Source organism: Kribbella swartbergensis (genome assembly GCF_054784135.1).
In genome coordinates this window covers 102,423-122,903 of sequence record NZ_BAAGPM010000017.1, presented here as the reverse complement: position 1 = coordinate 122,903, position 20,481 = coordinate 102,423, and the positions used below count along the sequence as shown (strand labels likewise).

Below are 20,481 nucleotides of genomic sequence, written 5' to 3'. Positions count from 1 at the left end.
GCGCGCATCCAGCTGATCACCTCGGCCAAGCTAGTGGACCGCGGGGGTCTGCCGTCGCCTGCCGGCGGCCCCCGTTGCACCGGCTTGAGGGGTGGAGACGGCCCGAATGGCGCGGCGTGCGGCGCGCCGCTGATCCGGGCCATCTCGCCCCGGCGGTTCAGCTCGGCCGCGACCGTGATCGCGTCGGCCGGCGGCGCACAGGTCTGTGATGATGTCGACGACGATCTCGTGCGCCGGGCGGTAGAAGTCCGTGCCGCGCAACGTCTCGATGACGTCGGCGATCGCGTCCTTGCTCAGCATCACCAATCTCGCTCCGTCGCTGCCGCACCGTCTATCGGGCACCGGCCCGAAGCCCACACCTGAGAGGGCATTCTTGCCGGATCATGGCGCGAACAGGTACCTTGTGTCGCATGGTAGCGGAAAAGGTGTTCACGCAGCTGCGCCGCGGGACGCTGGAGTACTGCGTGCTCGCGCTGCTGCAGGGAGAGCGCCGTTACGGTTTCGAGTTGGTCAAGGCGCTCGGTGAGGTCGACGGACTGATCACCACCGAAGGCACGATTTACCCGCTTCTCGCGCGGTTGCGGCGTGAGGGTCTGGTGGAGACGAGCTGGCAGGAGTCCGCGTCCGGCCCTCCGCGGCGCTACTACACATCGACGCCCGAAGGTAGCCGGGCACTGGCCGAGTTCACCGCGGACTGGCAACGGTTCTGCCTGTCGGTGGACAAGATCTTGCAGAGTGGGAGACGGGGATGAACAGGGAACTGGACAGCGATCGCCTGGTCGACGCGTACCTGAACGAGCTGGCCGCCGCGGCTGCCGAGTTGCCGGCCGGGCGGCGCGACGAGTTGCTCGCCGACCTGAAGGCGCACATCGCCGAGGCGCGCGCGGGCGGTGCGACGTCGGAGGACGAGCTCCGCGAGGTGCTGCAGCGGCTCGGCCGGCCGAGTGAGATCGTTGCCGCCGCCACCGACGGCCTGGTGCGGGTCGAGCTCCCGCCGCGGCTGCGCCCGCGGGACTTCGTCGCGCTCGGACTGCTGCTGGTCGCGCCGTACCTGCTGTCGCTCAGCTGGCTGGTGGCCGTGATCGGCTGGGCGATCGGAGTCGGACTGCTCTGGACCTCGAACCGCTGGACCGCGATCTGGAAGCTGATCGGCACGTTGACCTGGCCGATCGGCTACGCCGCGGCCCTGTTCCTGGACGTGTTCTTCCAGCCCCCGATGTGGCTCATCCTGCTGGCTGACTCGGTGATCACGATCGGTCTGCTCACCGCCTTGGCCCTGAACGCCCGCGCGCCGCGTCAGGTCTCGTAGACCAGCCACTTGCTGTCGGCCGGGAGATCGACGTCGTGCTGCTTCGCGAACAGGAGCAGTTGTCAGCGGCTCAGCTCGTCGAGCCTGTCTGTGGGAACTCGTTCGATGCGGGTCCAGCCTTTCCATCCTCGTTCCTCCAGGAGGGCCAGGATGCGTTCGGCGCCGGGGGAGGACTCGAGGACGGCCGCGTCCATCAGCGCGACCAGCTTGTCGTCGAGGCCGTACGTGCCCGCCTCACCGGCCTGCACAGCGGCGATCATCAGGCGCTCCAGGGTGTCGACGAGGTCGACGATCCGCGGGTCGTCCAGAGGCGCGTCGAGCGTTTCGTTCGCGATGCTGTAGAGCTTGATCATGTCGGGGTGCTGGAGCGCCTCATGCTTCTTCACGATCACGGCCTCGACCAGATCGGGCATCTGGGCGGCGACCATGATCCAGGCGTCTCGCTCCATCTCGATGTACCGCTCGTCGAGTCCGAGACCGCGCAGCCGGTCGAGGTAGTCCACGACACTCTGCGGCAGGGTCAGGTTTTCGCCGGCGGCAAGTCTGGCCAGGCGCTTGCGGGTGTCGCGCAACCGCCGGATCTCGGCGCGCAGCTGCTTGTCGATCTCCTCGACGCCGTCGGAGAACTCGTCCGGGGCGGCGTCGAGGAGTTCTTGCACCCGGGCAAGCGGTACGCCGGCATCGGCCAAGGTGCGGATCCGGATCAGTCGTACGACGGCGGCCGCGTTGTAGGAGCGGTACCCGGACCGGTCGCGATCGGGCTCCAGGAGCAGCCCGATCTTGTGGTAGTGGCGGACCGCCCGGACCGTCACCCCGGCGTACGCCGCCAGCTGGCTGATCGTGAGCATAGGTCTCAGCCTGCCTCAGGCGACCTTCCGGCGATAGGCAGCCATCGCGAAGACGTACGCCGCGACCAGGACGCCGACGCACCACGCCAGCGCGGTCCAGATGTCGTCGCCGACCGGCTGCTGCGCGAACAGGTTCCGGATCGTGTCGACGATGGACGTCACCGGTTGGTGCTCGGCGAACCAGCGCACGGGGCCGGGCATCGTCTGCGTTGGGACGAACGCCGAGCTGACGAACGGCAGGAAGATCAGCGGGTAGGCGAACGCGCCCGCGCCCTCGACGGTCGCCGCGGACAGGCCGGGAATCACGGCGATCCAGGTCAGGGCCAGCGTGAACAGGAACAGGACTCCGACGACAGCGAGCCAGTCCAGCACGCTCGCCCCCGAGCGGAAGCCCATGATCAGCGCGACGCCGACGACGACCGCGAGCGAGATCAGGTTGGCGACGAGTGAGGTGACGACGTGCGCCCAGAGCACGCCGGACCTCGCGATCGGCATGGACTGGAACCGCTCGAAGATCCCGCTCTTCAGATCCATGAAGATTCGGAACGCGGTGTACGCGACGCCCGACGCGACCGTGATGAGCAGGATGCCGGGTAGCAGGTAGTTCACGTACGCGTCCGGGCCGGTGTCGATCGCGCCGCCGAAGACGTAGACGAACATCACCATCATCGCGATCGGTGTGAGGACGGTGGTGATGATGGTGTCCAGGCTGCGGGTGACGTGGCGCAGCGTCCGGCCGGTGAGAGCGCCGACGTCGCTGAAGAAGTAGGTGGTCATCGTTGGACCTCGGTGCTCGTGATGGCGAGGAAGACATCCTCGAGAGTGGGCTGCTTCTCGACGTACTCGACCTTCGCGGGTGGAAGTAGCTGCTTGAGCTCGCTGAGGGTGCCGTTGACGATGATCCGGCCGTTGTGCAGGATGGCGATCCGGTCGGCCAACTGCTCGGCCTCTTCCAGGTACTGCGTGGTGAGCAGCACCGTCGTACCGTGGCCAGCGAGTTCTTTGACCGTGTGCCAGACCTCGATCCGTGCCTCGGGATCGAGCCCCGCGGTCGGCTCGTCGAGGAAGATCACCGCTGAGTCGCCGATCAGGCTCATCGCGATGTCCAGGCGGCGGCGCATTCCGCCCGAGTACGTCGACACGCGCTGAGCGGCCGCATCGGTCAGCGCGAATCGACGAAGCAATTCGTCGGCGACCGCGCGCGGATTCTCGACGTGCCGCAGTTTCGCGACCAGGACGAGGTTCTCCCGGCCGCTCAGGATCTCGTCGACGGCGGCGAACTGCCCGGTCAGGCTGATGGACTCCCGTACGTCGGCCGGCCGCGTGGCAACCTCGAAACCGTTGACGGCGGCCGTCCCCGCATCCGACTTGAGGAGTGTCGAGAGGATCCTGATCGTCGTGGTCTTGCCTGCCCCGTTGGAGCCGAGCAACGCAAAGATGCTGCCCCGCGCGACGTCGAAGTCCACGCCGCGCAGGACGGCCTTCTTCCCGTACGACTTCTCCAGACCGCGGACGTGGATCGCCGGGTCTGCGATCGATTGAACTGTCATGCGCATCAGCCTGCGGGGTTGACCCCGCGTCAAGGTCAAGCCGTCTGGACGGGGTGTTAATCGATTGACGGTCGGCGACGGGCAGATCTGCTGTGCGGAGGTGCGCCGGACGGGCCGCCGCGCACCGGAAGGTGGACTGGGATGTCTGTTCTGTCCTGCAGCTGTGCTCTGAAAGATCCTCGGCTTGGCATTCGCACGTTCGTTCAGCTGGGAGCACAGTGGCGTGGAGGGTTTCCCTCGACGCCCCCGGAATCACCCATCGCGACCATTGCCCGAGTTGCCTGTGATCGCGCCACCTGGACCCGATGTGCCGGGCGATCGCAACGCCGACTACTACGGCGGCAGGAACCGATCGCGGTTACGGTCCGCGGCGCGGACCGCTGGGTCCCCATCCACAGGTGCACCAATTGCGGTCGCCTGCGACTCAACAAGACCGCCTGTGATGAGCCCGGCGTCCCCGACATTCCGCAACGTCGGCTCGCATTTGAGCTGTTCACCTACGGTGTCTGACGTTCTCCGTCATCCGACTCACCTGGCCGGTTGTAGCCGTGATCCTGGTGGGTGACGAAGCGCCTCGGGTCTCCCGCGGCGAGTGCCCCGACGGCGGACATGAAGGTATTGACTCGCTCGTCGAGGTACTGCCCGAGCGAGGCGGAGTTGACAACATCGATACGGAATCGGCCATCGATCTTGGCCGACTTGATCTCGCGTGCTGTTGTCGCCCACGGCACTTCAACCGCCTCCAGATCAGTCGCAGTCACATCGACGGCGAAGAGGGGCGCCGAAGTAACGACAAGCGGGTAGTAGAACTGGATCATTGCCCATTCCTGCCCAGGCCTGTGCATGACGTAGGAGCTCCGGTTCGACTGCGAACGGAAGTAGGTGAGCGCTTTCGCCAGCGGGTACACGAGTGATGTAAAGATTCCCCGATTGTCGGCGAGCCAAGTCTTCTTCCGGTCCAGCCGGGTCATCTGGTTGCCGAGGAAGCCACCGTCCCAAGGGCTACCCGGCAATGCGTCCAGACCGAGATACTGCCGGGCGGAGGTCTGGTGAAGCAGCGACCGGCCATCGCCTAGCTCCGTGCGCCCAGTTTCGACGCTTGGAAAACGGAACTGTTGTTCTAGACGAGCCTCATCCAGGTCGTGCGCTGTGGCCGGACCTCCCACGACTACGTACGGCATCGAGCTCTGCTTGCATTCGGCAAGGATCCTCGCGCCGACGCTGAAGCTGAGTTCATCACTGCGGAACACCTCTCGATACCCATGGACATCGATCTCGCGGGAAACGGACGGATCGTCCGGATCTGGGAATGCCTTGGCTGTCGTTACATGGAAGCGGCTCCTTTCCAGAGTCCTAGCGGTGTCCTGTTCAAGAAGCCATCCCGCGTCCCGCAGTGCCGCGATCACCTCGGTCGAGGTTGGCCGCTGCCGGTACTCCGGTTCCTGCTGCTCACCCATGGAACCGATGGTCGCATCTGCATCGGGCATCTCTGCGGTGCCTGATGATTGTGTTGATGATTTTGGAGGTCTCCACCAGCACCGTTTGTAGGTCAGTGCTGACACCACCCGGACCAGGAGGGCAGCCTAGTGTTGGTGGGAGTTGACACCACCCTGGCGGGCGCGCAAGCGGAGCTCGTAGAGCAGGTCAAGTGGCGGGGAGCACCCCAATCGGGACACCCCCGAGCACGTCCAAGATCAGGCCGAACTGTGGGCGGGACACGCACGCACCGAACTGGAGTGGGCGAAGAGCCTGAGCAAACGACTGTCTGAGGGCGCCTACACCATGGCCGATGATCCGGGTTCGTGGCGAACGGTCCCCGATCCCCTCAAGATGCGCTTCTAATCAACCTTGACTAGACGTTTCCTCCTCGCGTACTCTGGCCAAGTAATCAAACTGGACTAGTCTCAACCAATCCGTTCGCAACACCGAGAGAAGAATCGAACCCATGGGAAAGTTCGCGATCGAGACAAGCAGGTTGAGCGGAGGTGGGCGCATGTCGGCGACGAAGCTCCTGGTACTCGGTATCGTGCACCTCTCCGGCGGCGCGCATGGCTACCAGGTGCGGTCCGAACTGCAGAGCTGGGGTGCGGAGATTTGGGCCAAGATCAAGCCCGGCTCGATTTATCACGCGCTGAAAAAGGCGGCGGCTGATGGCCTCCTCACCGAACACGCCGAGCCGGGCAACTCCGGGCCGGAGCGCGTTCTGTACCGCGCGACAGCTCGGGGACGTGACGAGATAGTCGAACTGGTCCGCGACGGTCTGCGGCGCACCCACGACCCGGCCATGCTCAACGCGGCCATCGCCATGTTGCCCATGCTGACCAGGACAGATGCCATCGCGCACGTTAACGAGCGGGTCGCGCGCCTGGAAGCGGAGCTCGTAGGGCAGGCCAAGGGGTGGGAGAACCCGAACCCCGACATTCCCGAACACGTCCGCGATCAGGCCGAACTGTGGGCGGGACACGCACGCACCGAACTGGAGTGGGCGAAGAACCTGAGCAAACGACTGTCTGAGGGCGCCTACACCATGGCCGATGATCCGGGTTCGTGGCGAACGGTCCCCGATCCCCTCAAGATGCGCTTCTAATCAACCTTGACTAGACGTTTCCTGCTCGTGCACTCTGGCCAAGTAGTCAAACTTGACTAGCTCAACCAATCCGTTCGCAACACCGAGAGAAGGACTCGAACCCATGGGAAAGCTCGCGATCGAGACGAGAGGGTTGAAGAAGAGCTTCGGCAAGACCCACGCGGTCGCCGGTGTGGATCTGGCCGTGAGCGCCGGTGGCGTGTACGGCGTGCTCGGCCCGAACGGGGCGGGCAAGACCACCACGATCCGCATGCTCGCCACGCTCCTGCGCCCCGACGCCGGAGAGGCGCAAGTGCTCGGCTACGACGTCGTGCGTGACGCCCGGGCGGTGCGGAGCAGGGTGGGCCTCACCGGGCAGTTCGCGTCGGTCGACGAAGACCTCACCGGGGTGGAGAACCTGTTGCTGCTCGCCAGGCTGCTCGGCTACTCACGCCGCCGAGGCAGGGAGCGGGCGGCCGACCTGCTCGACGCGTTCGGTCTTGCCGAGGCGGCCGACCGGCAGGTGAAGAAGTACTCCGGCGGGATGCGCAGGCGCATCGACATCGCGGCGAGCCTGGTCGTCACCCCCGAACTGATCTTCCTCGACGAGCCCACGACCGGGCTCGACCCGCGCAGCAGGAACCAGGTCTGGGAGATCGTCAGGGGCATGGTCGCCGAGGGCACCACCGTGTTGCTGACCACGCAGTACCTCGACGAGGCCGACCAGCTGGCCGACCGGATAGCGGTGATCGACCACGGGAAGGTGATCGCCGAGGGCTCGAGCGGCCAGCTCAAGGCATCGGTCGGCGCCGGCTCGCTGCACGTACGGCTACGTGCGCCCGAGCAGCGGGCCGAGGCCGAACGGGTCCTCGCCGCCGCTCTCGACGTGCCGGCCGAGCCGTCCGCCGACCCGGCCGCGCTGTCCGCAAGGATCTCCGACCCCGAGCGGGTCGCCCGTTCCCTCGCCGAGCTGTCCCGCAGCGGCATCGACGTCACCGAGTTCGCGCTCGGTCAGCCGAGACTGGACGAGGTGTTCCTCGCCCTGACCGGACACGCCGCCGAGGAGACACCCAAGGAGGATGCCACATGAATGCCACGTCCGCGGAGCAGGCGTCGCCGCCGGTCACCGAGGACGCGCTGCGCGGTGTGCTGGCCGGCGAGCGGCCGTCTAGCCCCGGTCCGGTGCTCACCTCGTTGACATTCGGCTGGCGCGCTTTGCTGAAGATCAAACACGTCCCGGAGCAACTCGTCGACGTGACCATGTTCCCGATCATGTTCACGCTGATGTTCACCTACCTGTTCGGTGGCGCGCTCGCCGGGTCGACGCAGGAATACCTGCAGTTCCTGCTGCCCGGCATCCTGGTGCAGGCGAACGTCATGATCACCATGAACACGGGCATCACGCTGAACACCGACATCCAGAAAGGCGTTTTCGACAGGTTCAGGTCACTTCCGGTGTGGCGACCGTCCCCGCTGGTCGGCGCCCTGCTCGGCGATGTGATGCGCTACTCGATCGGGTCGGCGATCGTCATCACGCTCGGCCTGGTCCTAGGGTTCCGGCCGGAGGGTGGCGCCGTCGGCGTGGTGCTCTCGGTGGTGCTGCTGCTGGTGTTCTCGTTCTGCCTGTCGTGGCTGTGGACGATGCTCAGCCTGATCCTGCGCACGCCGAACTCGGTGGCGGGAGTCAGCATGATGGTGATGTTCCCACTGACGTTCGTGAGCAACATCTTCGTGGACCCGAAGACGATGCCCGGATGGCTTCAGGCGGTCGTCGAGGTCAACCCGATCACCCACCTGGCGACCGTGGTACGCGGCCTGATGCACGGCTCGGTGCCCGCCGGGGAAATCGGCTGGGTGCTCGTCTCGTCCGTACTTCTCGTCGCGGTCTTCGGTCCCATCACCATGGTCCTCTACCGCAACAAGAAATAGATCCCGCTACCGCGAGCACTTGGTCGACATCAACTCCGACAATCCGGCCCACTCGGCCAACGCCATCACCGGTACCAGGCCCGGACACGACAAGGAGAGACGCATGAGCACCATCCCCAAGAACAACCCGGAAACCGTTGCGCACACGCCCGGGCGGGCGAGCAGCATCGGGGTCTGGATTCTGCAAGTCGTGCTGGCGGCGATAATCGCCGGCGGCGGAATCTCGAAGCTCGCCGGCGACCCGGTCATGGTGGACATGTTCGCCGACATCGGGGCTGGCCAGTGGCTCCGGTACCTGGTCGGAGCGCTGGAGGTCGCGGGAGGGGTTGGACTTCTGATCCCGGCACTGGCGGGCCTGGCCAGTCTCGCGTTGGCGGCATTGCTGACCGGTGCTGTCATCACCGATCAGTTCGTGCTCGAGCAGAGCCCTTGGCTGCCGCTCGCCTGTCTCGTCGTGGCGGCCGTGATCGCAAGGGCGCGGTGGACGCGCACCGAGGCCGTCGTCGGCACGCTGCTCAGGCGCTGAGACAAACCTCTCGAACGGAGATGCGAGATGAACGAGATGGCCTTTCGCGTGACATCAAACGATGGCACCGCCATCGCCTACGACCGGAAGGGAAGCGGCCCGGCTGTCGTCCTGGTAGGCGGCGGACTGGACGACGGAGCCGAGAACGCTCCCTTGGTACCTGCTCTCGCCGAGCACTTCACGGTTTACAACTATGCCCGTCGGGGACGCGGCGCGAGCGGCTTCATCGAGCCCTACGCCGTGGAAAGGGAGATCGAGGACCTGGATGCGTTGATCGCGGCGGCGGGCGGCTCGGCACACCTGTTCGGGGCGTCCTCTGGTGGTGCGCTGGCGATGGAAGCCGCCGCGGCCGGGTCAACCATCGACACGATCGCCGTGTGGGACGTGCCCTACGCGGTCGGGGATGACATACGCCCTCGATTCGAGAAGTACATCGCGGACACCCGACGCGCGTTCGACGCCGGGCGAGACGAGGAGGTTCTCGAACTGTTCATGCGCGTGACCGGCGCCTCCGACGACGACATCGCGGCAGGGGCGATGATGCGTTCGAGAATGTCGACCGCGGCAAAGCAGACGCCGCATTGGGCGCATTCGGTCGCCCTCGCACCCACGCTGGTCCACGACAGCGTCTTCCTCAACCGCTACCAATTGCCGGCCGATCGCCTGGCAACGGTCACCCAACCGGTCCTGGTCATCACCGGAGGACCGATCTCGTCCCCCTACCTGGCAGGCCTGCCCTCGGACTTCTTCGACCGCGCAGCCGACGCGCTTGCAGACCTACTACCCCACGCTCAACGGGAGACCCTCGAAGGGCCGGATCACGTCGTCGACCCACAGACCGTCGGCCCGCTGTTGCTACGGTTCTTCAGCAGCGAACACTGAGGGGCCCGCGAGGTGTTGCGGGAAGACCGATTAGACACCGCGCAAGCAGATCTTCGTCGCGCCAGGGACACGGGGCGGACAGGTGGTGTCGAGGTTGATGTCGTCGGCGGCATCACAGGCCTGATCCTGGGCGTGCTCGTCACCAACGTCTTCGTCACCACGCAAGGCCGGGCCGTCGTACTGACCTGGGCTTCAGTGGGACTCGACCTGGCCTACTCGCTGCTCATCGGCTCCGTCGTCGGTCGTACCCCGCACTCCGGGCCGACTCAATACCGCCCACCGAAGCCCTGCGCAGCACATGACCAGGCACCTCGGTAGGGCCAGTGATTCCGGGCTGTGGTCGCATGCGGTCACCGTTCCCGGGCGGTGGCCCGGTGCCGAAAGTCGTGCCCACGGCGTGCTCACGTCAGGAGTGCCACCGATGACGCAGCCGCGTTCCCGGGTCGACCTGTACGCGGCGATCCGACGGGATGCCCGATCTGGGATGTCCAACCGCGCGCTGCAGCGCAAGCACGGCGTCGGCTTCCGAACCGTGACAGCGGCGCTGGAATCTGCATGGCCGAAGGAGAGAAAGCAACCGCCCAAACGCGGCTCACGGCTTGACGCGTACCGAGTGGTGATCGACGACTGGCTGCGCTCGGACCTCGACGCGCCGCGGAAGCAGCGACACACGGCGAAGCGGATCTTCGATCGACTGCTTGACGAACATGACGGGGCCGGGGTGGTGTCGTACTGGATGGTCCGCGAGTACGTCGCCACCCGACGCCGTGAGATTCGCGTCGAGGTCGGACGGGAACCTGCCAACGCGTTCATCCCGCAAGAACACCTCCCGGGCCGCGGGGCCGAGGTTGAATTCGGCGACGTCGCCATCCACCTGCGCGGCGAGCTCGTAACCTGCGCGCTGTTCAGCCTTCGGCTCTCCTACTCGGGCAAGGCCGTGCACAGGGTCAGTGCCTCGGCTGGGCAGGAAGCCTTCTTCGAGGGTCACGTCCACGCCTTCAACGTGCTCGGCGGGGTGCCGACCGGGAAGATCCGCTACGACAACCTCAAGGCCGCCGTCGCGAGCGTGATCGGGTTCTCCCGCCAGCGGGTCGAGGCCGACAGGTGGACCGCCGTCCGTTCCCACTACGGCATCGAAGCCTTCTATTGTCAGCCCGGAATCCAAGGTGCGCACGAGAAGGGCAGCGTCGAGGGGCAGATCGGCTGGTTCCGACGCAACCACCTCGTCCCCATCCCAGAAGTCGACTCCCTAGACGAGCTCAACGCTATGGTCGACGCCTGGGACGAAGCCGACGACGCCCGGCGGATCGGGTCCCGCGCCCGCACGGTCGGGGAACACTTCGCCACCGAGCAGCCACTCCTCGCGCCCCTTCCGACCGAGCCGTTCGAGACCGGCCGCTGGTTCACCCCGCGCGTGGACCGGTACGCCCAGGTCACGGTCCGGATGAACAAGTACTCCGTGCCCGCGCGCATGGTCGGCCGTCAAGCCCGGGTGCTCCTGAACGCCAGCGACCTGGTCGTGTTCGACGGCAGGACCGAGATCGCCCGCCACGAACGGCTCATGACCAAGGGCTCGACCCGGGTCGACCTGGACCACTATCTCGAGGTCCTCCTCCGCAAACCGGGCGCGCTACCCGGTGCGAAAGCGCTGGAGCAGGCCAGGGCATCCGGGCGGTTCACGCCCGTTCACGACGCCTGGTGGGCCGCGGCCTGCAAGGCCCACGGTGACGCCGACGGCACCCGTGCCCTCATTGAGGTCCTGATGCTGCACCGGCACCTTCCACACGACCACGTCGTCGCTTGACTCGCGACGGCGCTGCGTGCAGGCGCGCTCACCGCGGACGCTGTCGCGTTGGAAGCGCGCAAGTACAACGACACAGCAGATGGCGGAGCCGACGACACGACAGCGGACCACCAGTCCCTGATGAGCGGCGACAGGGCACGCGGAGAAGGCGAGATCCCTGCCGTGCGATCGCTGACCGAGCGCCGGCTCCGCGCCCACATCCCGGCCGACACTCGGCCGCTGCCGAGCGTGGAGAAGTACGACCAGCTGTTGGCCAGCCGACGTGACACCCCGAACGAAGGAGCCGCACCGTGACCACCAAGCGCCGAGGGATGACCGAAGAAACAGCCGACGCCGCGATCGACCAGGCCTGCCGGATGCTGCGAATGCCCACCATCCGCAACTCCTCCACCGACTACGCCGACCGGCAGGGCGGGAGCAGATGTCTTACCGCGGGTTCCTCGCCGAACTACTACTCGCTGAATGCGACGATCGCGCCCGACGCCGGTCCGAACGCCGGATCAAGGCAGCCAAGTTCCCTCGCGAGAAGTCCCTGCGGGCCTTCGACTTCGACGCCAATCCCAACATCGACCCCGCCGTGATCCACACCCTCGCCAAGTGCGAATGGGTCCAGAAGGGCCAGCCGCTGTGTCTGATCGGGGACTCCGGCACCGGCAAATCCCATCTGCTGATCGCGCTCGGCACCGAGGCCGCCATGGCCGGCTACCGGGTCAAGTACACCCTGGCGACCCAGCTTGCCAACGAGCTCGTCGAGGCCGCCGACGAGATGGCACTCGCCAAGACCATCGCCCGCTACGGCCGCGTCGACCTGCTGTGCATCGACGAACTCGGCTACATGCAACTCGACCGCCGCGGCGCGGAACTCCTCTTCCAGGTCCTCACCGAGCGTGAGGAGAAGGCCTCGGTCGCGATCGCGTCCAATGAGTCCTTCGGCGGCTGGACCAAGACCTTCACCGACCCCCGGCTATGCGCAGCCATCGTCGACCGACTCACCTTCGGCGGCACCATCCTCGAGACCGGCACCGACTCCTACCGTCTGGCCCAAGCCACAAAGCAGCGGACAACCTGACACCCGTCGGGCGCGGAAGCGGTGTCGACGCAAACCAACATCCGCGGCACCGACACGTGCCCGGCGGTGTCAGAACTCGCCAACAAGCGGTGTCGGACGAAACCTCCGCAGCCACCCGTATGCCTTTCGGCCGCGAGGTTTAAGTTCGACCAGGCTGTGTCCAGCGCGATCCGCGAAGGTTCACGTAGCCCTCACCGCCCAGCGGGGCGACCCGGCCGAACGAGAGCGAACGTGCCGAAACTGCAACCACAATTGCAACCGCGCGGTCCTCGCGTGTGGATCGGGGGATCGGGTGCTGATCGTCCGGACGAGGTGCGCCGTCTGCTACCTGGTGGGCACCGACCTACAGCCCGCCGAGGGCTCGGCTTCGACAGGTTAGAGGCGTCGAGGAGGTCGTCCACGTCATCGACTCGCCTCGAGAGCGTTCTGGGCTACGCTTCAACGCCAGCTCAGCCGCAGCAATTCGCGAGCACGGATCTACGAGGGGGAAGCGTGAAGGTCGAATCACTCGCCGAACAATTGTATTTCACCACCGTTCATCTGCAGGCAATCAAGAGCAACGGAGATGGTTGGACAGGAACTGGCTTTCTGTATTCCGTCGATACCACCCGTGGATCTGCTCATTTTCTGGTGACGAACAAGCATGTCCTTGCGGGCGCGAATGAACTCGTCATTCAGATGATGCGACGCGACGCTGACGGAGGTCCGCTCTTGGGTACTCCTTCGCGGATGCGGATCACCAACTTCAACGCATCAATTTGGGTTGGTCACCCTAATGATTTGGTTGATGTTGCCGTCATGCCGTTCTACAGCATCCTAGACGAGATGATCAAGCTGGACGAGACGCCCTTCTTTCGCGCTGTTGGCGCCGACATAGTCTACGGCGTGGCTATTGAGCCAGAGTTGGACGCCGTCGAACAGGTGACCTTTATCGGGTATCCGAATGGCATCTACGACAGAGTTAACCTCCTCCCCATTGCAAGGCGGGGTACTACAGCAACTCCGATTGAGGTGGACTATCAGGGTGCGCCAGCATTCTTGATTGATGCCTCGGTCTTCGGCGGATCTAGCGGAAGCCCAGTATTCATCGCCAATTGGGGCATGTACACCGATCGCAAGGGCGCATCGGTGATTGGCTCCCGGGCCATCTTTCTTGGAGTATTGGCCGCAGTGCACACGCGCCGAGTTGACGGCAAGGTTGAAGTCGTAGACACTGCATTAATTGCGAGCTTCAACGAACCAATCGATCTCGGAATTGTCTATAAGGCCCGTTGTGTCGATGAATGTGTGCAAATCCTTCTTGATGCAGCTGGACTTAAGCGTCGAGTTGGGGATGAATCTATAGTCGAGGTGTCAGAGCCCACCGATGCGGACAAAGCGATTGCCGATGCCGCAGACGAGTCCGGCGAAGAGTCACCTGATGGCAGCAGTTGACGGTTACGTGTCAAGTGCGCGGGCAGTCCTCCCGCGATCGTCCCGATAGCTGCCGACCTTAGGTTCGGTGCGGTGCGGGTCAAGGGTCGGAGATCCCGGAGGGACGCCGTAGGCGCCCTTGACGCGTGCCGGGCCGGACCGTCCCCTCCATGATTGCTAGCGAGGCGATGCGGGAGCCCACCGGTAGACGGGAGCGTACAGCAAACGGCGGACGGCGGGTGGCCGGCCGTTTCAGCGAGTGCGGAATCGACAGGGTGTCGAGCGTTGGCGGCGAGTTCTGTTGTCTTCGGCTCGGCACCCTGTTGGCACGTGCGCCAAGCCAAGGGACGCGCCCCGAGCGCAGCGAAGCGGAGTGGTGGGCAGGCGTCCCGCCCTCCGGTGGCGGCGCGCTTCGGGCCCACGGGGCCCGCCTTGAAGACGTAGAGAAACTTGTCAGGCACCGTTCGCCGAGATGGGTGTCCTCCGTCGATACATGCGCGACACTCGTCCGCCAGGTGATCTGCGACAGTGGCTGGTTCGGCAGTCTGGTTCTGACGTCTCCGCGGGGCGTCCGGGACTGGGGAGGCCGGGATTGGCGCTGGTTGTCTTGTCGGTGGTCGAGCAACGTCTTGACGCGGTTCGTGCGGTGCTTGCCGGGGCGGATGTCATCGATGTCGCTGCGCGGGTGGGGGTGCACCGGTCCACGCTGCATCGCTGGATCGCGCGGTATTTGACCGAGCAGTTGGCGGGTCTGGCCGATCGTTCTCGTCGCCCGCACGTGTCGCCTGCTCAGGTGGCCGAGGTGGTGGAGGTTGCGGTCGCGGAGATGCGCAGAGAGCATCCGCGGTGGGGGTCGCGGCGGATCCGGTTGGAGATGCTGCGCAGGCCTGGCCCATGGTCGAACGAAGAGCTGGCGGTCCCGTCGGAGCGCACCATCGACCGCATCCTGTTTCGGCATGGCCTGTTGCGGTCTCGTCCTCGCAAGCGGCCCAGGGACTCGTATGTGCGGTACGAACGGCCGGGACCGATGCAGCTGTGGCAGATGGACATCGTCGGCGGCATCCAGCTGGTCAACACGCTCACGGGCGAGTTGCGTGAGGCCAAGGTGGTCACCGCGGTCGACGACCATTCCCGGTACTGCGTGATCGCGAAGGTCGTCGAGCGGGCCACCGCGCGGGCGGTGTGTCTGGCCCTGGCTGAGGCGCTGGTGCGGTTCGGGGTGCCGGAGGAGATCATCACTGACAACGGCAAGCAGTTCACCGACCGATTCGGACGCAACGGCGCCCGCAACGGCGAGGTGCTGTTCGACAAGATCTGCCGCCGCAACGGGATCGCCCACCGGCTCACCGCGCCGGCGTCACCGAACCAGAACGGGAAAGTGGAGCGATTCCACGGCACCTTCCGTCCCGACTTCCTCGACGCCGCGGATCCATTCACCTCGGTTGAACTGGCACAGGCAGCAGTGGACACCTACGTCGCCGAATACAACACCAACCGGCCGCACCAAGCACTCGACCAGAACACGCCGGTGACACCAGCCGACAGGTTCCGGCCCGTGCCGTCGAAGGAACGTGAACTGGTCGAGCTGTGGTTGCCGCCGCAACTGGCGACCGTCGCCGAAGCAGACGTAACCGACGCGACCGACAGCAGCGGGAACGCCGACCTCTTGCCGGTGCGAGAGTTCTGGGCCGGTGGACCGATCGAGTTCGACCGAGTCGTCCCACCGTCGGGGAACCTGGCCGTTGCCGGGAAACAGTTCTGGCTCGGCCCGCATCGGGCCGGTCAGACGCTGCGGTTCTGGGCGGATCTCGACCTGATCCACCTGCTCGTCGCTGGCGCGAGGATCAAGACCGTCCGCTCGCACCTCACCGTGAACGACCTCGCGAGCCTCCTCGCCAACGGCGCGGTCAACGCCGGTCCTTCACCGTTGCCCCAGATCGAGGGCAGCGATGCGATCGAGGTCGAGCGGATCGTGTCCCGCGCAGGCACCGTATCCCTGGCCGGACACGTCTTGCTGGCCGCGGAGATCCTCGGCGGCTGCCGGGTCGGGATCCGCATCGAACCCAACGTGTTGATGTTCTACGACCTCGACACCCGCGAACTGCTCCGCGTCCGGCCCAACCCACTGGCCATGGACCAGGCCCACCGACTCCGCGGCAGCCGGCCCGCAGGCCCACCGCCACGACCATCGCTCGAGCCCGTCCGCGTGCAGCGCCGCGCCAGCAACTCCGGCGTGATCATGGTCTGCGGCCAAAAGGTCGCCCTCGGCCGCGCACACAAACACCAAACCGTCACCGTGCTCGTCTCCGAAACCACCCTCGCCATCGAGCTCCCCGACACCGACACCCAGATCGTCCGCCGCACCACCACCCAGCCAGTGCGCAGCATCAAAGGCCAGCGACCCCGCACCGCGACGCCCAACTCGTAGGCCCACCTGTCACGCGAACCCGGCAGACTATTGGGCATGTTGAGCCCAGCGGCCTTCGCCGAGCAAAGACGAGTGATCTGCCGATCCGGACCGCCCAGCGAGGGTGACGACCTCCTGGGCATGGAGATCGACTTTCTCGCCTGGTTAGGAGACACGACTTACGCCGACCAACCACACAAGTTGTGGGACGACGCCGTCGTCCAGCGAAACGAAGGAGGCGAGTGGCTGATAGACGCCTCGGCGACCGCAAAGCCCGGCGTCACCGCCGAACAGGTCGAGGCAGCTCTATCCACGGCCTGGACGCAGCACCTCCGATACCAATACCGCGAGGCACACACACTTCTCACCGAACCGACGTCGGTCACGCTGCAGGCCGTGACACAGATCAACCCAGACGACCTATGGGTCACCGCACAAGTCCGAGTGGCGCTGTCCACTCCCTCACCGGCGTAGCATCAGAGCCCAGCGACCGCGGATCGCAACCTCAATTTCCTAGCCCACATGTCGCACATCAGTTGGCAGACATGTGTCGCGCATGTGTTGGCGGATACAGTTCGCCGAGATGGGCGGATCTCGTGTGTTGATCGCTCGGGACAGGGACATGGGGGGCCCTTCGGCCTACTCTAGTCGAGTGAACAACGATCGCCAGACGACCGGGATTCAGGAAAGCCAGTCAAAGGAGGAGATCCTTGTTGCGTTCACCTCTGACGACCCAGCGGCGCTCGGACACATTTGGCGCATTACGGCCAAGAAGACGGACTTCTATTTAGATACTCGCAGCCGCAATGGGGCTTTCCATCTTTCGGTCCACGGTCCGAACGAGCGCAACCTGGAGGACACCGCTTCCACATCAAGCCTGCTCAGCAGGCGATTGACGCCATCAGGGCCCGGGGCGACTTCATACTGCACAGCCTTCCCCCGGAGGGTTACCCTGTCGACGGTGAAGAACTCGCACCGGGCGTCTTTCGCGTCGCCCGTGTACGCTGGCTTGGAGATCTGCAACGTCCGGAGTTCCAGCATGCGGCGGTATCTGGTCCTCTGCCAGATATCTCGGGCAATCGATCAGGCAGGGCAATTCGCATCCGGTTACGACCCGATGAAGCCGCCGATCTCGACCTGGTCGTCTCCTACGACCAGCCGATTTGGCCCGCTGGGGAAGATTCGCTGCGCGACAACTCGCGACTTGGGCCCCTGCGCAATGGATCCGGAATGTGGCTAACCGCAACGTCCTACCGCCGTTCTCAATCAATCCACCCCACGCCGGACAAGTTGACGCTGCCAATTCCTGAGGATGCCCGCGACGCCAATCGGATCCTGAGTGCGGGCCCGATCCAAGATGAGTCGGGCAGCATCTTCTGGTTCGTGGAGGCGATCACCTCGCGCGAGTCGATTGCAGCGTCCATGTCGGCAATGGAGGAGTAACGAGCCGTGTAGGGCGACTACCGACCAGGGATGGGCAAGCGATAAGACAGCACGTTCCGCTCAGACGAGACCACGATGTCCGCTGTCTCTACCAGGCGGGTCCCGCTCGTAGTAGGTGCGCTCGATGACGAGCACTGGCACTCCAGCCCGCACTGTCAGAGTTTCAGCCTCGTGCCGACGTGCAGCGCGACCCGCAACATCCTCCCCCACGTGGGTGATGTGCACTCCGATGCTGTGCATCCTGGGGATTACCCCTGTGATCGACCACCTTCGGGATTCTCGATCGGCGTGCCACCTGTGAGCGCAGAGGCTCGAATGACGTGGAGAGCATCACAGGTTCTCCGTCGGCCATGAAGCGATAGCTGGTGCGCATCACAGGATCGCCTTGCTGGATGTTGAGTCGATCGGCAATAGCCTTAGATGCAGTCATACGTCGACTCTGGTAGTCCACTCCGGGACCTGGGCGTCGGCCGATGCAGCAGCCGCGAAGGGCGATGATGTTGGGCGCTCAGAGTAAAGACTGCTTAACACTCGACGCTTCGGGGCTGGAGTGCGCGAACGAACGAACCGCGCCCCTGGTGCTTGACGATCAGACCTTCAGAACGCAGCACATCTAGTGCCTGCCGGACCACAATTCGAGAGACGCCGTAGTCGGCCATGAAGCCTGGCTCGCTCGGCAGTTGGTCTCCAGCCTCGAGAGTGCCCTCGAGGTGGCTGCGGATGTCGTCTGCGATCTGCAGGACGACCCGTAAAGCCGGTCATAGCCGCAACTCCACTCTCCGACTCATCAGGATGTGGCTAAAATTTCCGTTGCAACATCCACGCAGGTCAAGCGGTGATGTGCCCGGGACGGGATTCGAACCGTATGCCTTTCGGCCGCAAGGTTCGAGTTCGACCTGGCGGTGTTCGGCGCGATCCGCAGGGGTTCGTGGCCTCCGCCGCCTGCACTGCACTTTGCCGAACGAGACTGAACGCGGCCGAACTACAACCGGAATTGCAACCGAGAGGACTGAGCTACAGGGCCGAGCCCGCACCCCTGGTCGGCGGTCGGTCCAGCGATAGCGCACGCCTACGTAGCAGTGCGGCGGGCTGCCTCCTTGGCTCTGATGAAGGCGAAGACAAAGCAGCCGATTGCGAAGACAGCCCAGGGGCCGCTTGCCGCAGCCAGCCCGGTCGCGAAGGATTGCCCGTTGTTCAACTGGTCAGTGGGCATGCTGGTGCGTATGTCACGGGGGTCGATTGTGACCTGGACGGGCTGTCCGACCGTGGCGCCGAGTTGGTTGCTCTCGGCGAAGTCCACATCGACTAGCCGGCCATCCGGCAGGGCTGCGCGAACGGCAAGCGACTGCTTTGATCTGCTGTACGCGGTCACCTCCGTTACAGTGGCCGTCACCGGCTGGCCTCTGGCCCTGAGGATTGATCGTGCGTCGTACTCGTCTATGACGTTGACCATGAATCCACCGGCCAATGCAACTGCGGCAACCCCGAGGAAGACCGGGGCCAACCAGCCGCGTCGCCAAGCCCGGAGCAACCAATGCATGAGGCTAGTTGTGACCGATCCTGCGGGGACTCGCGCCACAAACCGACGTCACGTCTGAGCATCGCGGCAGCTCTCCGCGTCGCTTCGATCATCCCTGACTCCTTCCACGCCATGGGCGGGGGTCGGATTGATGGCCTACGCGGGACGGTGCTCATTCCCTACCACGAGGCACCTTCGCCCTCATGGATGCGGTCCGGTGGCCTGCCAGCTCGTGACGTCGCGGCTCGATCTTGGCGACATGCCGGGATGACACGTACCGTCTGCCGTGTGCCTCAGAAGATGGTGGTTCTCGCTGCCGGTGTGATCGGTGCAGCTGTCCTGGGCGTGATGGCCGTCGTTCTCGACGCTCCTGCCTACCTTGCGTTTGGGGCAACGTCGGTGTTCGTCGCGATCGGATATGTGCTCCCGTTCCAGGGGTTGCCGCTCTATCTCGCAACACGACAGCCCAAGGCAGCAACACGACAGCCGAAGGCAATCGAAATCGCGCCCCGGGCCGCAGCATGCTTCACCATCCTGGGCGTCGTTCTGTCGCTGTTCTCCACTCAGGCAATCGAAGCAAACAATTCGGTGATACGGGCCGCAGGATGGTTCGCCGTCGCGTTCGTCTCAGCCGCAGGTGCCATCACCGTGGCGGGCCTTCGCTGCCAGGAGAAGCAGAACGCGCCCAGAAGTTCGTAGCGCTTGACGGCTACGTGTCAAGCGCGTGGGCAGTCCTCCCGCATCGCCCCGATAGCTGCTGGCCCTGAGTCAAGGGTCGAGCTTGCTCGATCGCTTGCGACGCCGGAGGCCCCTTGACGCGCGCCGGGCCGGACCCCCCTCCCATGATTGCTAGCGGGGCGATGCGGAAACCCACGGCCAGGCGGGAGCGGGCATCAACCGCGGGTGCAGGTGGCCAGCTGTTTCGGCAACTACTACATCGACAGGGTGTCGATCGTAGATGGCGAGTTCGGCGACCTGACTGGCCGCAATCTGGGATACAGCTTCCGCACACCCGAGTGGTGGAACAACTACCAGGCATGTTGCGTGACTGCCGAGCGCGTGCTCCGCGGCGACGACGCGACGCCGATGCCACGCTTGGCTTCGGCACACCGAACGACATCTTCACTGGGGACTGGCGTAGGCGCATCGCCGACGCGGTCGCCATGCTGGGCGCCCGATGGCAGACGATCGGCGGCGTCCACGCCATCATCCGGAC

General features: G+C 65.1%; 24 protein-coding genes and 1 pseudogene. 16 read left to right on the top strand and 9 right to left on the bottom strand.

The window, feature by feature from the left end; translation table 11 throughout:
- Positions 1 to 30: 30 nt before the first annotated feature.
- Positions 31 to 300: a hypothetical protein gene (locus ACYVOK_RS12395; RefSeq protein ID WP_460662491.1), complete on the bottom strand. Its 270-nt coding sequence runs from the start codon at positions 298 to 300 to the stop codon at positions 31 to 33.
- A 110-nt stretch (positions 301 to 410) separates the two neighbouring features.
- On the opposite strand from ACYVOK_RS12395, the gene ACYVOK_RS12390 reads away from it, so the two are divergent.
- Positions 411 to 752 (top strand): PadR family transcriptional regulator, encoded by a 342-nt coding sequence (locus tag ACYVOK_RS12390; protein ID WP_460662490.1) that lies wholly within the window; start codon positions 411 to 413, stop codon positions 750 to 752.
- Positions 749 to 1,309, top strand: a complete 561-nt coding sequence (locus ACYVOK_RS12385; protein WP_460662489.1) for an HAAS signaling domain-containing protein — start codon at positions 749 to 751, stop codon at positions 1,307 to 1,309. The genes ACYVOK_RS12390 and ACYVOK_RS12385 overlap by 4 nt, the downstream gene beginning before the upstream one ends.
- 62 nt (positions 1,310 to 1,371) lie before the next feature.
- Here the strand turns inward: ACYVOK_RS12385 and ACYVOK_RS12380 are convergent, their stop codons facing one another.
- Genes ACYVOK_RS12380 through ACYVOK_RS12370 form a run of 3 tightly spaced genes read right to left on the bottom strand, consistent with a single transcriptional unit; the run spans position 1,372 to position 3,707 of the window.
- The gene (locus ACYVOK_RS12380; protein ID WP_460662488.1) at positions 1,372 to 2,157 is read right to left on the bottom strand and encodes a MerR family transcriptional regulator; all 786 of its coding nucleotides are present in this window, start codon (positions 2,155 to 2,157) and stop codon (positions 1,372 to 1,374) included.
- A 15-nt stretch (positions 2,158 to 2,172) separates the two neighbouring features.
- The gene (locus tag ACYVOK_RS12375) at positions 2,173 to 2,934 is read right to left on the bottom strand and encodes an ABC transporter permease (protein WP_460662487.1); all 762 of its coding nucleotides are present in this window, start codon (positions 2,932 to 2,934) and stop codon (positions 2,173 to 2,175) included.
- The gene (locus tag ACYVOK_RS12370) at positions 2,931 to 3,707 is read right to left on the bottom strand and encodes an ABC transporter ATP-binding protein (RefSeq protein ID WP_460662486.1); all 777 of its coding nucleotides are present in this window, start codon (positions 3,705 to 3,707) and stop codon (positions 2,931 to 2,933) included. The genes ACYVOK_RS12375 and ACYVOK_RS12370 overlap by 4 nt, the downstream gene beginning before the upstream one ends.
- A gap of 141 nt (positions 3,708 to 3,848) precedes the next feature.
- Here ACYVOK_RS12370 and ACYVOK_RS12365 point away from each other — a divergent pair, with 141 nt between their 5' ends.
- Positions 3,849 to 4,217, top strand: a complete 369-nt coding sequence (locus tag ACYVOK_RS12365) for an RNHCP domain-containing protein (protein ID WP_460662485.1) — start codon at positions 3,849 to 3,851, stop codon at positions 4,215 to 4,217.
- Here ACYVOK_RS12365 and ACYVOK_RS12360 read toward each other — a convergent pair.
- Entirely contained in the window at positions 4,205 to 5,164 is a 960-nt protein-coding gene (locus tag ACYVOK_RS12360; protein ID WP_460662484.1) for a hypothetical protein, read from the bottom strand. The two genes, ACYVOK_RS12365 and ACYVOK_RS12360, sit on opposite strands and share 13 nt — an antisense overlap.
- 536 nt (positions 5,165 to 5,700) lie before the next feature.
- On the opposite strand from ACYVOK_RS12360, the gene ACYVOK_RS12355 reads away from it, so the two are divergent.
- The 12 genes and pseudogenes from ACYVOK_RS12355 (at position 5,701) to ACYVOK_RS12300 (ending at position 17,746) form a co-directional block, all read left to right on the top strand.
- Positions 5,701 to 6,294 (top strand): PadR family transcriptional regulator, encoded by a 594-nt coding sequence (locus ACYVOK_RS12355; RefSeq protein ID WP_460662483.1) that lies wholly within the window; start codon positions 5,701 to 5,703, stop codon positions 6,292 to 6,294.
- Between the two features lie 103 nt (positions 6,295 to 6,397).
- Positions 6,398 to 7,363 (top strand): ATP-binding cassette domain-containing protein, encoded by a 966-nt coding sequence (locus ACYVOK_RS12350; protein ID WP_460662482.1) that lies wholly within the window; start codon positions 6,398 to 6,400, stop codon positions 7,361 to 7,363.
- Complete coding sequence (locus ACYVOK_RS12345; RefSeq protein ID WP_460662481.1) at positions 7,360 to 8,202, top strand: ABC transporter permease; 843 nt, start codon at positions 7,360 to 7,362, stop codon at positions 8,200 to 8,202. The genes ACYVOK_RS12350 and ACYVOK_RS12345 overlap by 4 nt, the downstream gene beginning before the upstream one ends.
- A gap of 103 nt (positions 8,203 to 8,305) precedes the next feature.
- Complete coding sequence (locus tag ACYVOK_RS12340; protein ID WP_460662480.1) at positions 8,306 to 8,728, top strand: DoxX family protein; 423 nt, start codon at positions 8,306 to 8,308, stop codon at positions 8,726 to 8,728.
- Positions 8,729 to 8,755: 27 nt separating this feature from the next.
- Positions 8,756 to 9,610 carry an alpha/beta fold hydrolase gene (locus ACYVOK_RS12335; protein WP_460662479.1) on the top strand — a complete coding sequence of 285 codons (855 nt, stop codon included), beginning with the start codon at positions 8,756 to 8,758 and terminating at the stop codon, positions 9,608 to 9,610.
- 132 nt (positions 9,611 to 9,742) lie between these two features.
- On the top strand, positions 9,743 to 9,928 hold the full coding sequence (locus tag ACYVOK_RS12330) for a hypothetical protein (protein ID WP_433513450.1): 186 nt from the start codon (positions 9,743 to 9,745) through the stop codon (positions 9,926 to 9,928).
- 103 nt (positions 9,929 to 10,031) lie between these two features.
- Positions 10,032 to 11,708: pseudogene (gene istA, locus ACYVOK_RS12325) on the top strand (IS21 family transposase).
- A 127-nt stretch (positions 11,709 to 11,835) separates the two neighbouring features.
- Positions 11,836 to 12,483: an IS21-like element helper ATPase IstB gene (gene istB, locus ACYVOK_RS12320; protein WP_460662478.1), complete on the top strand. Its 648-nt coding sequence runs from the start codon at positions 11,836 to 11,838 to the stop codon at positions 12,481 to 12,483.
- A 492-nt stretch (positions 12,484 to 12,975) separates the two neighbouring features.
- Entirely contained in the window at positions 12,976 to 13,917 is a 942-nt protein-coding gene (locus ACYVOK_RS12315) for a trypsin-like serine peptidase (protein WP_460662477.1), read from the top strand.
- A 571-nt stretch (positions 13,918 to 14,488) separates the two neighbouring features.
- Positions 14,489 to 16,324 (top strand): IS481 family transposase, encoded by a 1,836-nt coding sequence (locus tag ACYVOK_RS12310; protein WP_460662476.1) that lies wholly within the window; start codon positions 14,489 to 14,491, stop codon positions 16,322 to 16,324.
- A 36-nt stretch (positions 16,325 to 16,360) separates the two neighbouring features.
- Positions 16,361 to 16,777: a hypothetical protein gene (locus ACYVOK_RS12305; RefSeq protein ID WP_460662475.1), complete on the top strand. Its 417-nt coding sequence runs from the start codon at positions 16,361 to 16,363 to the stop codon at positions 16,775 to 16,777.
- 279 nt (positions 16,778 to 17,056) lie between these two features.
- Positions 17,057 to 17,746: a hypothetical protein gene (locus ACYVOK_RS12300; protein WP_460662474.1), complete on the top strand. Its 690-nt coding sequence runs from the start codon at positions 17,057 to 17,059 to the stop codon at positions 17,744 to 17,746.
- A gap of 60 nt (positions 17,747 to 17,806) precedes the next feature.
- On the opposite strand, the gene ACYVOK_RS12295 is transcribed toward ACYVOK_RS12300, so the two are convergent.
- The 4 genes from ACYVOK_RS12295 to ACYVOK_RS12280 form a co-directional block, all read right to left on the bottom strand.
- Positions 17,807 to 17,986, bottom strand: a complete 180-nt coding sequence (locus ACYVOK_RS12295) for a UTRA domain-containing protein (protein ID WP_460662473.1) — start codon at positions 17,984 to 17,986, stop codon at positions 17,807 to 17,809.
- Positions 17,910 to 18,176, bottom strand: a complete 267-nt coding sequence (locus ACYVOK_RS12290) for a hypothetical protein (RefSeq protein WP_460662472.1) — start codon at positions 18,174 to 18,176, stop codon at positions 17,910 to 17,912. The genes ACYVOK_RS12295 and ACYVOK_RS12290 overlap by 77 nt, the downstream gene beginning before the upstream one ends.
- Before the next feature lie 94 nt (positions 18,177 to 18,270).
- Entirely contained in the window at positions 18,271 to 18,480 is a 210-nt protein-coding gene (locus ACYVOK_RS12285) for a GntR family transcriptional regulator (RefSeq protein ID WP_460663067.1), read from the bottom strand.
- 335 nt (positions 18,481 to 18,815) lie between these two features.
- A complete protein-coding gene (locus tag ACYVOK_RS12280; protein WP_460662471.1) occupies positions 18,816 to 19,286 on the bottom strand; it encodes a hypothetical protein in 471 nt (156 codons plus the stop codon).
- A 267-nt stretch (positions 19,287 to 19,553) separates the two neighbouring features.
- On the opposite strand from ACYVOK_RS12280, the gene ACYVOK_RS12275 reads away from it, so the two are divergent.
- Positions 19,554 to 19,964 carry a hypothetical protein gene (locus ACYVOK_RS12275; protein ID WP_460662470.1) on the top strand — a complete coding sequence of 137 codons (411 nt, stop codon included), beginning with the start codon at positions 19,554 to 19,556 and terminating at the stop codon, positions 19,962 to 19,964.
- Positions 19,965 to 20,481: the final 517 nt, after the last annotated feature.

What these genes read in the sequence shown, in the direction of transcription:
- ACYVOK_RS12280 (WP_460662471.1), bottom strand. Translation starts at nt 19,286, where the DNA reads ATGCATTGGTTGCTCCGGGCTTGGCGACGCGGCTGGTTGGCCCCGGTC.
- ACYVOK_RS12390 (WP_460662490.1), top strand. Translation starts at nt 411, where the DNA reads ATGGTAGCGGAAAAGGTGTTCACGCAGCTGCGCCGCGGGACGCTGGAG.
- ACYVOK_RS12370 (WP_460662486.1), bottom strand. Translation starts at nt 3,707, where the DNA reads ATGACAGTTCAATCGATCGCAGACCCGGCGATCCACGTCCGCGGTCTG.
- ACYVOK_RS12365 (WP_460662485.1), top strand. Translation starts at nt 3,849, where the DNA reads ATGTCTGTTCTGTCCTGCAGCTGTGCTCTGAAAGATCCTCGGCTTGGC.
- ACYVOK_RS12350 (WP_460662482.1), top strand. Translation starts at nt 6,398, where the DNA reads ATGGGAAAGCTCGCGATCGAGACGAGAGGGTTGAAGAAGAGCTTCGGC.
- ACYVOK_RS12385 (WP_460662489.1), top strand. Translation starts at nt 749, where the DNA reads ATGAACAGGGAACTGGACAGCGATCGCCTGGTCGACGCGTACCTGAAC.
- ACYVOK_RS12305 (WP_460662475.1), top strand. Translation starts at nt 16,361, where the DNA reads ATGTTGAGCCCAGCGGCCTTCGCCGAGCAAAGACGAGTGATCTGCCGA.
- ACYVOK_RS12355 (WP_460662483.1), top strand. Translation starts at nt 5,701, where the DNA reads ATGTCGGCGACGAAGCTCCTGGTACTCGGTATCGTGCACCTCTCCGGC.
- istB (WP_460662478.1), top strand. Translation starts at nt 11,836, where the DNA reads ATGTCTTACCGCGGGTTCCTCGCCGAACTACTACTCGCTGAATGCGAC.
- ACYVOK_RS12290 (WP_460662472.1), bottom strand. Translation starts at nt 18,176, where the DNA reads ATGACTGCATCTAAGGCTATTGCCGATCGACTCAACATCCAGCAAGGC.
- ACYVOK_RS12345 (WP_460662481.1), top strand. Translation starts at nt 7,360, where the DNA reads ATGAATGCCACGTCCGCGGAGCAGGCGTCGCCGCCGGTCACCGAGGAC.
- ACYVOK_RS12335 (WP_460662479.1), top strand. Translation starts at nt 8,756, where the DNA reads ATGAACGAGATGGCCTTTCGCGTGACATCAAACGATGGCACCGCCATC.
- ACYVOK_RS12395 (WP_460662491.1), bottom strand. Translation starts at nt 300, where the DNA reads ATGCTGAGCAAGGACGCGATCGCCGACGTCATCGAGACGTTGCGCGGC.
- ACYVOK_RS12295 (WP_460662473.1), bottom strand. Translation starts at nt 17,986, where the DNA reads ATGCACAGCATCGGAGTGCACATCACCCACGTGGGGGAGGATGTTGCG.
- ACYVOK_RS12380 (WP_460662488.1), bottom strand. Translation starts at nt 2,157, where the DNA reads ATGCTCACGATCAGCCAGCTGGCGGCGTACGCCGGGGTGACGGTCCGG.
- ACYVOK_RS12375 (WP_460662487.1), bottom strand. Translation starts at nt 2,934, where the DNA reads ATGACCACCTACTTCTTCAGCGACGTCGGCGCTCTCACCGGCCGGACG.
- ACYVOK_RS12360 (WP_460662484.1), bottom strand. Translation starts at nt 5,164, where the DNA reads ATGGGTGAGCAGCAGGAACCGGAGTACCGGCAGCGGCCAACCTCGACC.
- ACYVOK_RS12340 (WP_460662480.1), top strand. Translation starts at nt 8,306, where the DNA reads ATGAGCACCATCCCCAAGAACAACCCGGAAACCGTTGCGCACACGCCC.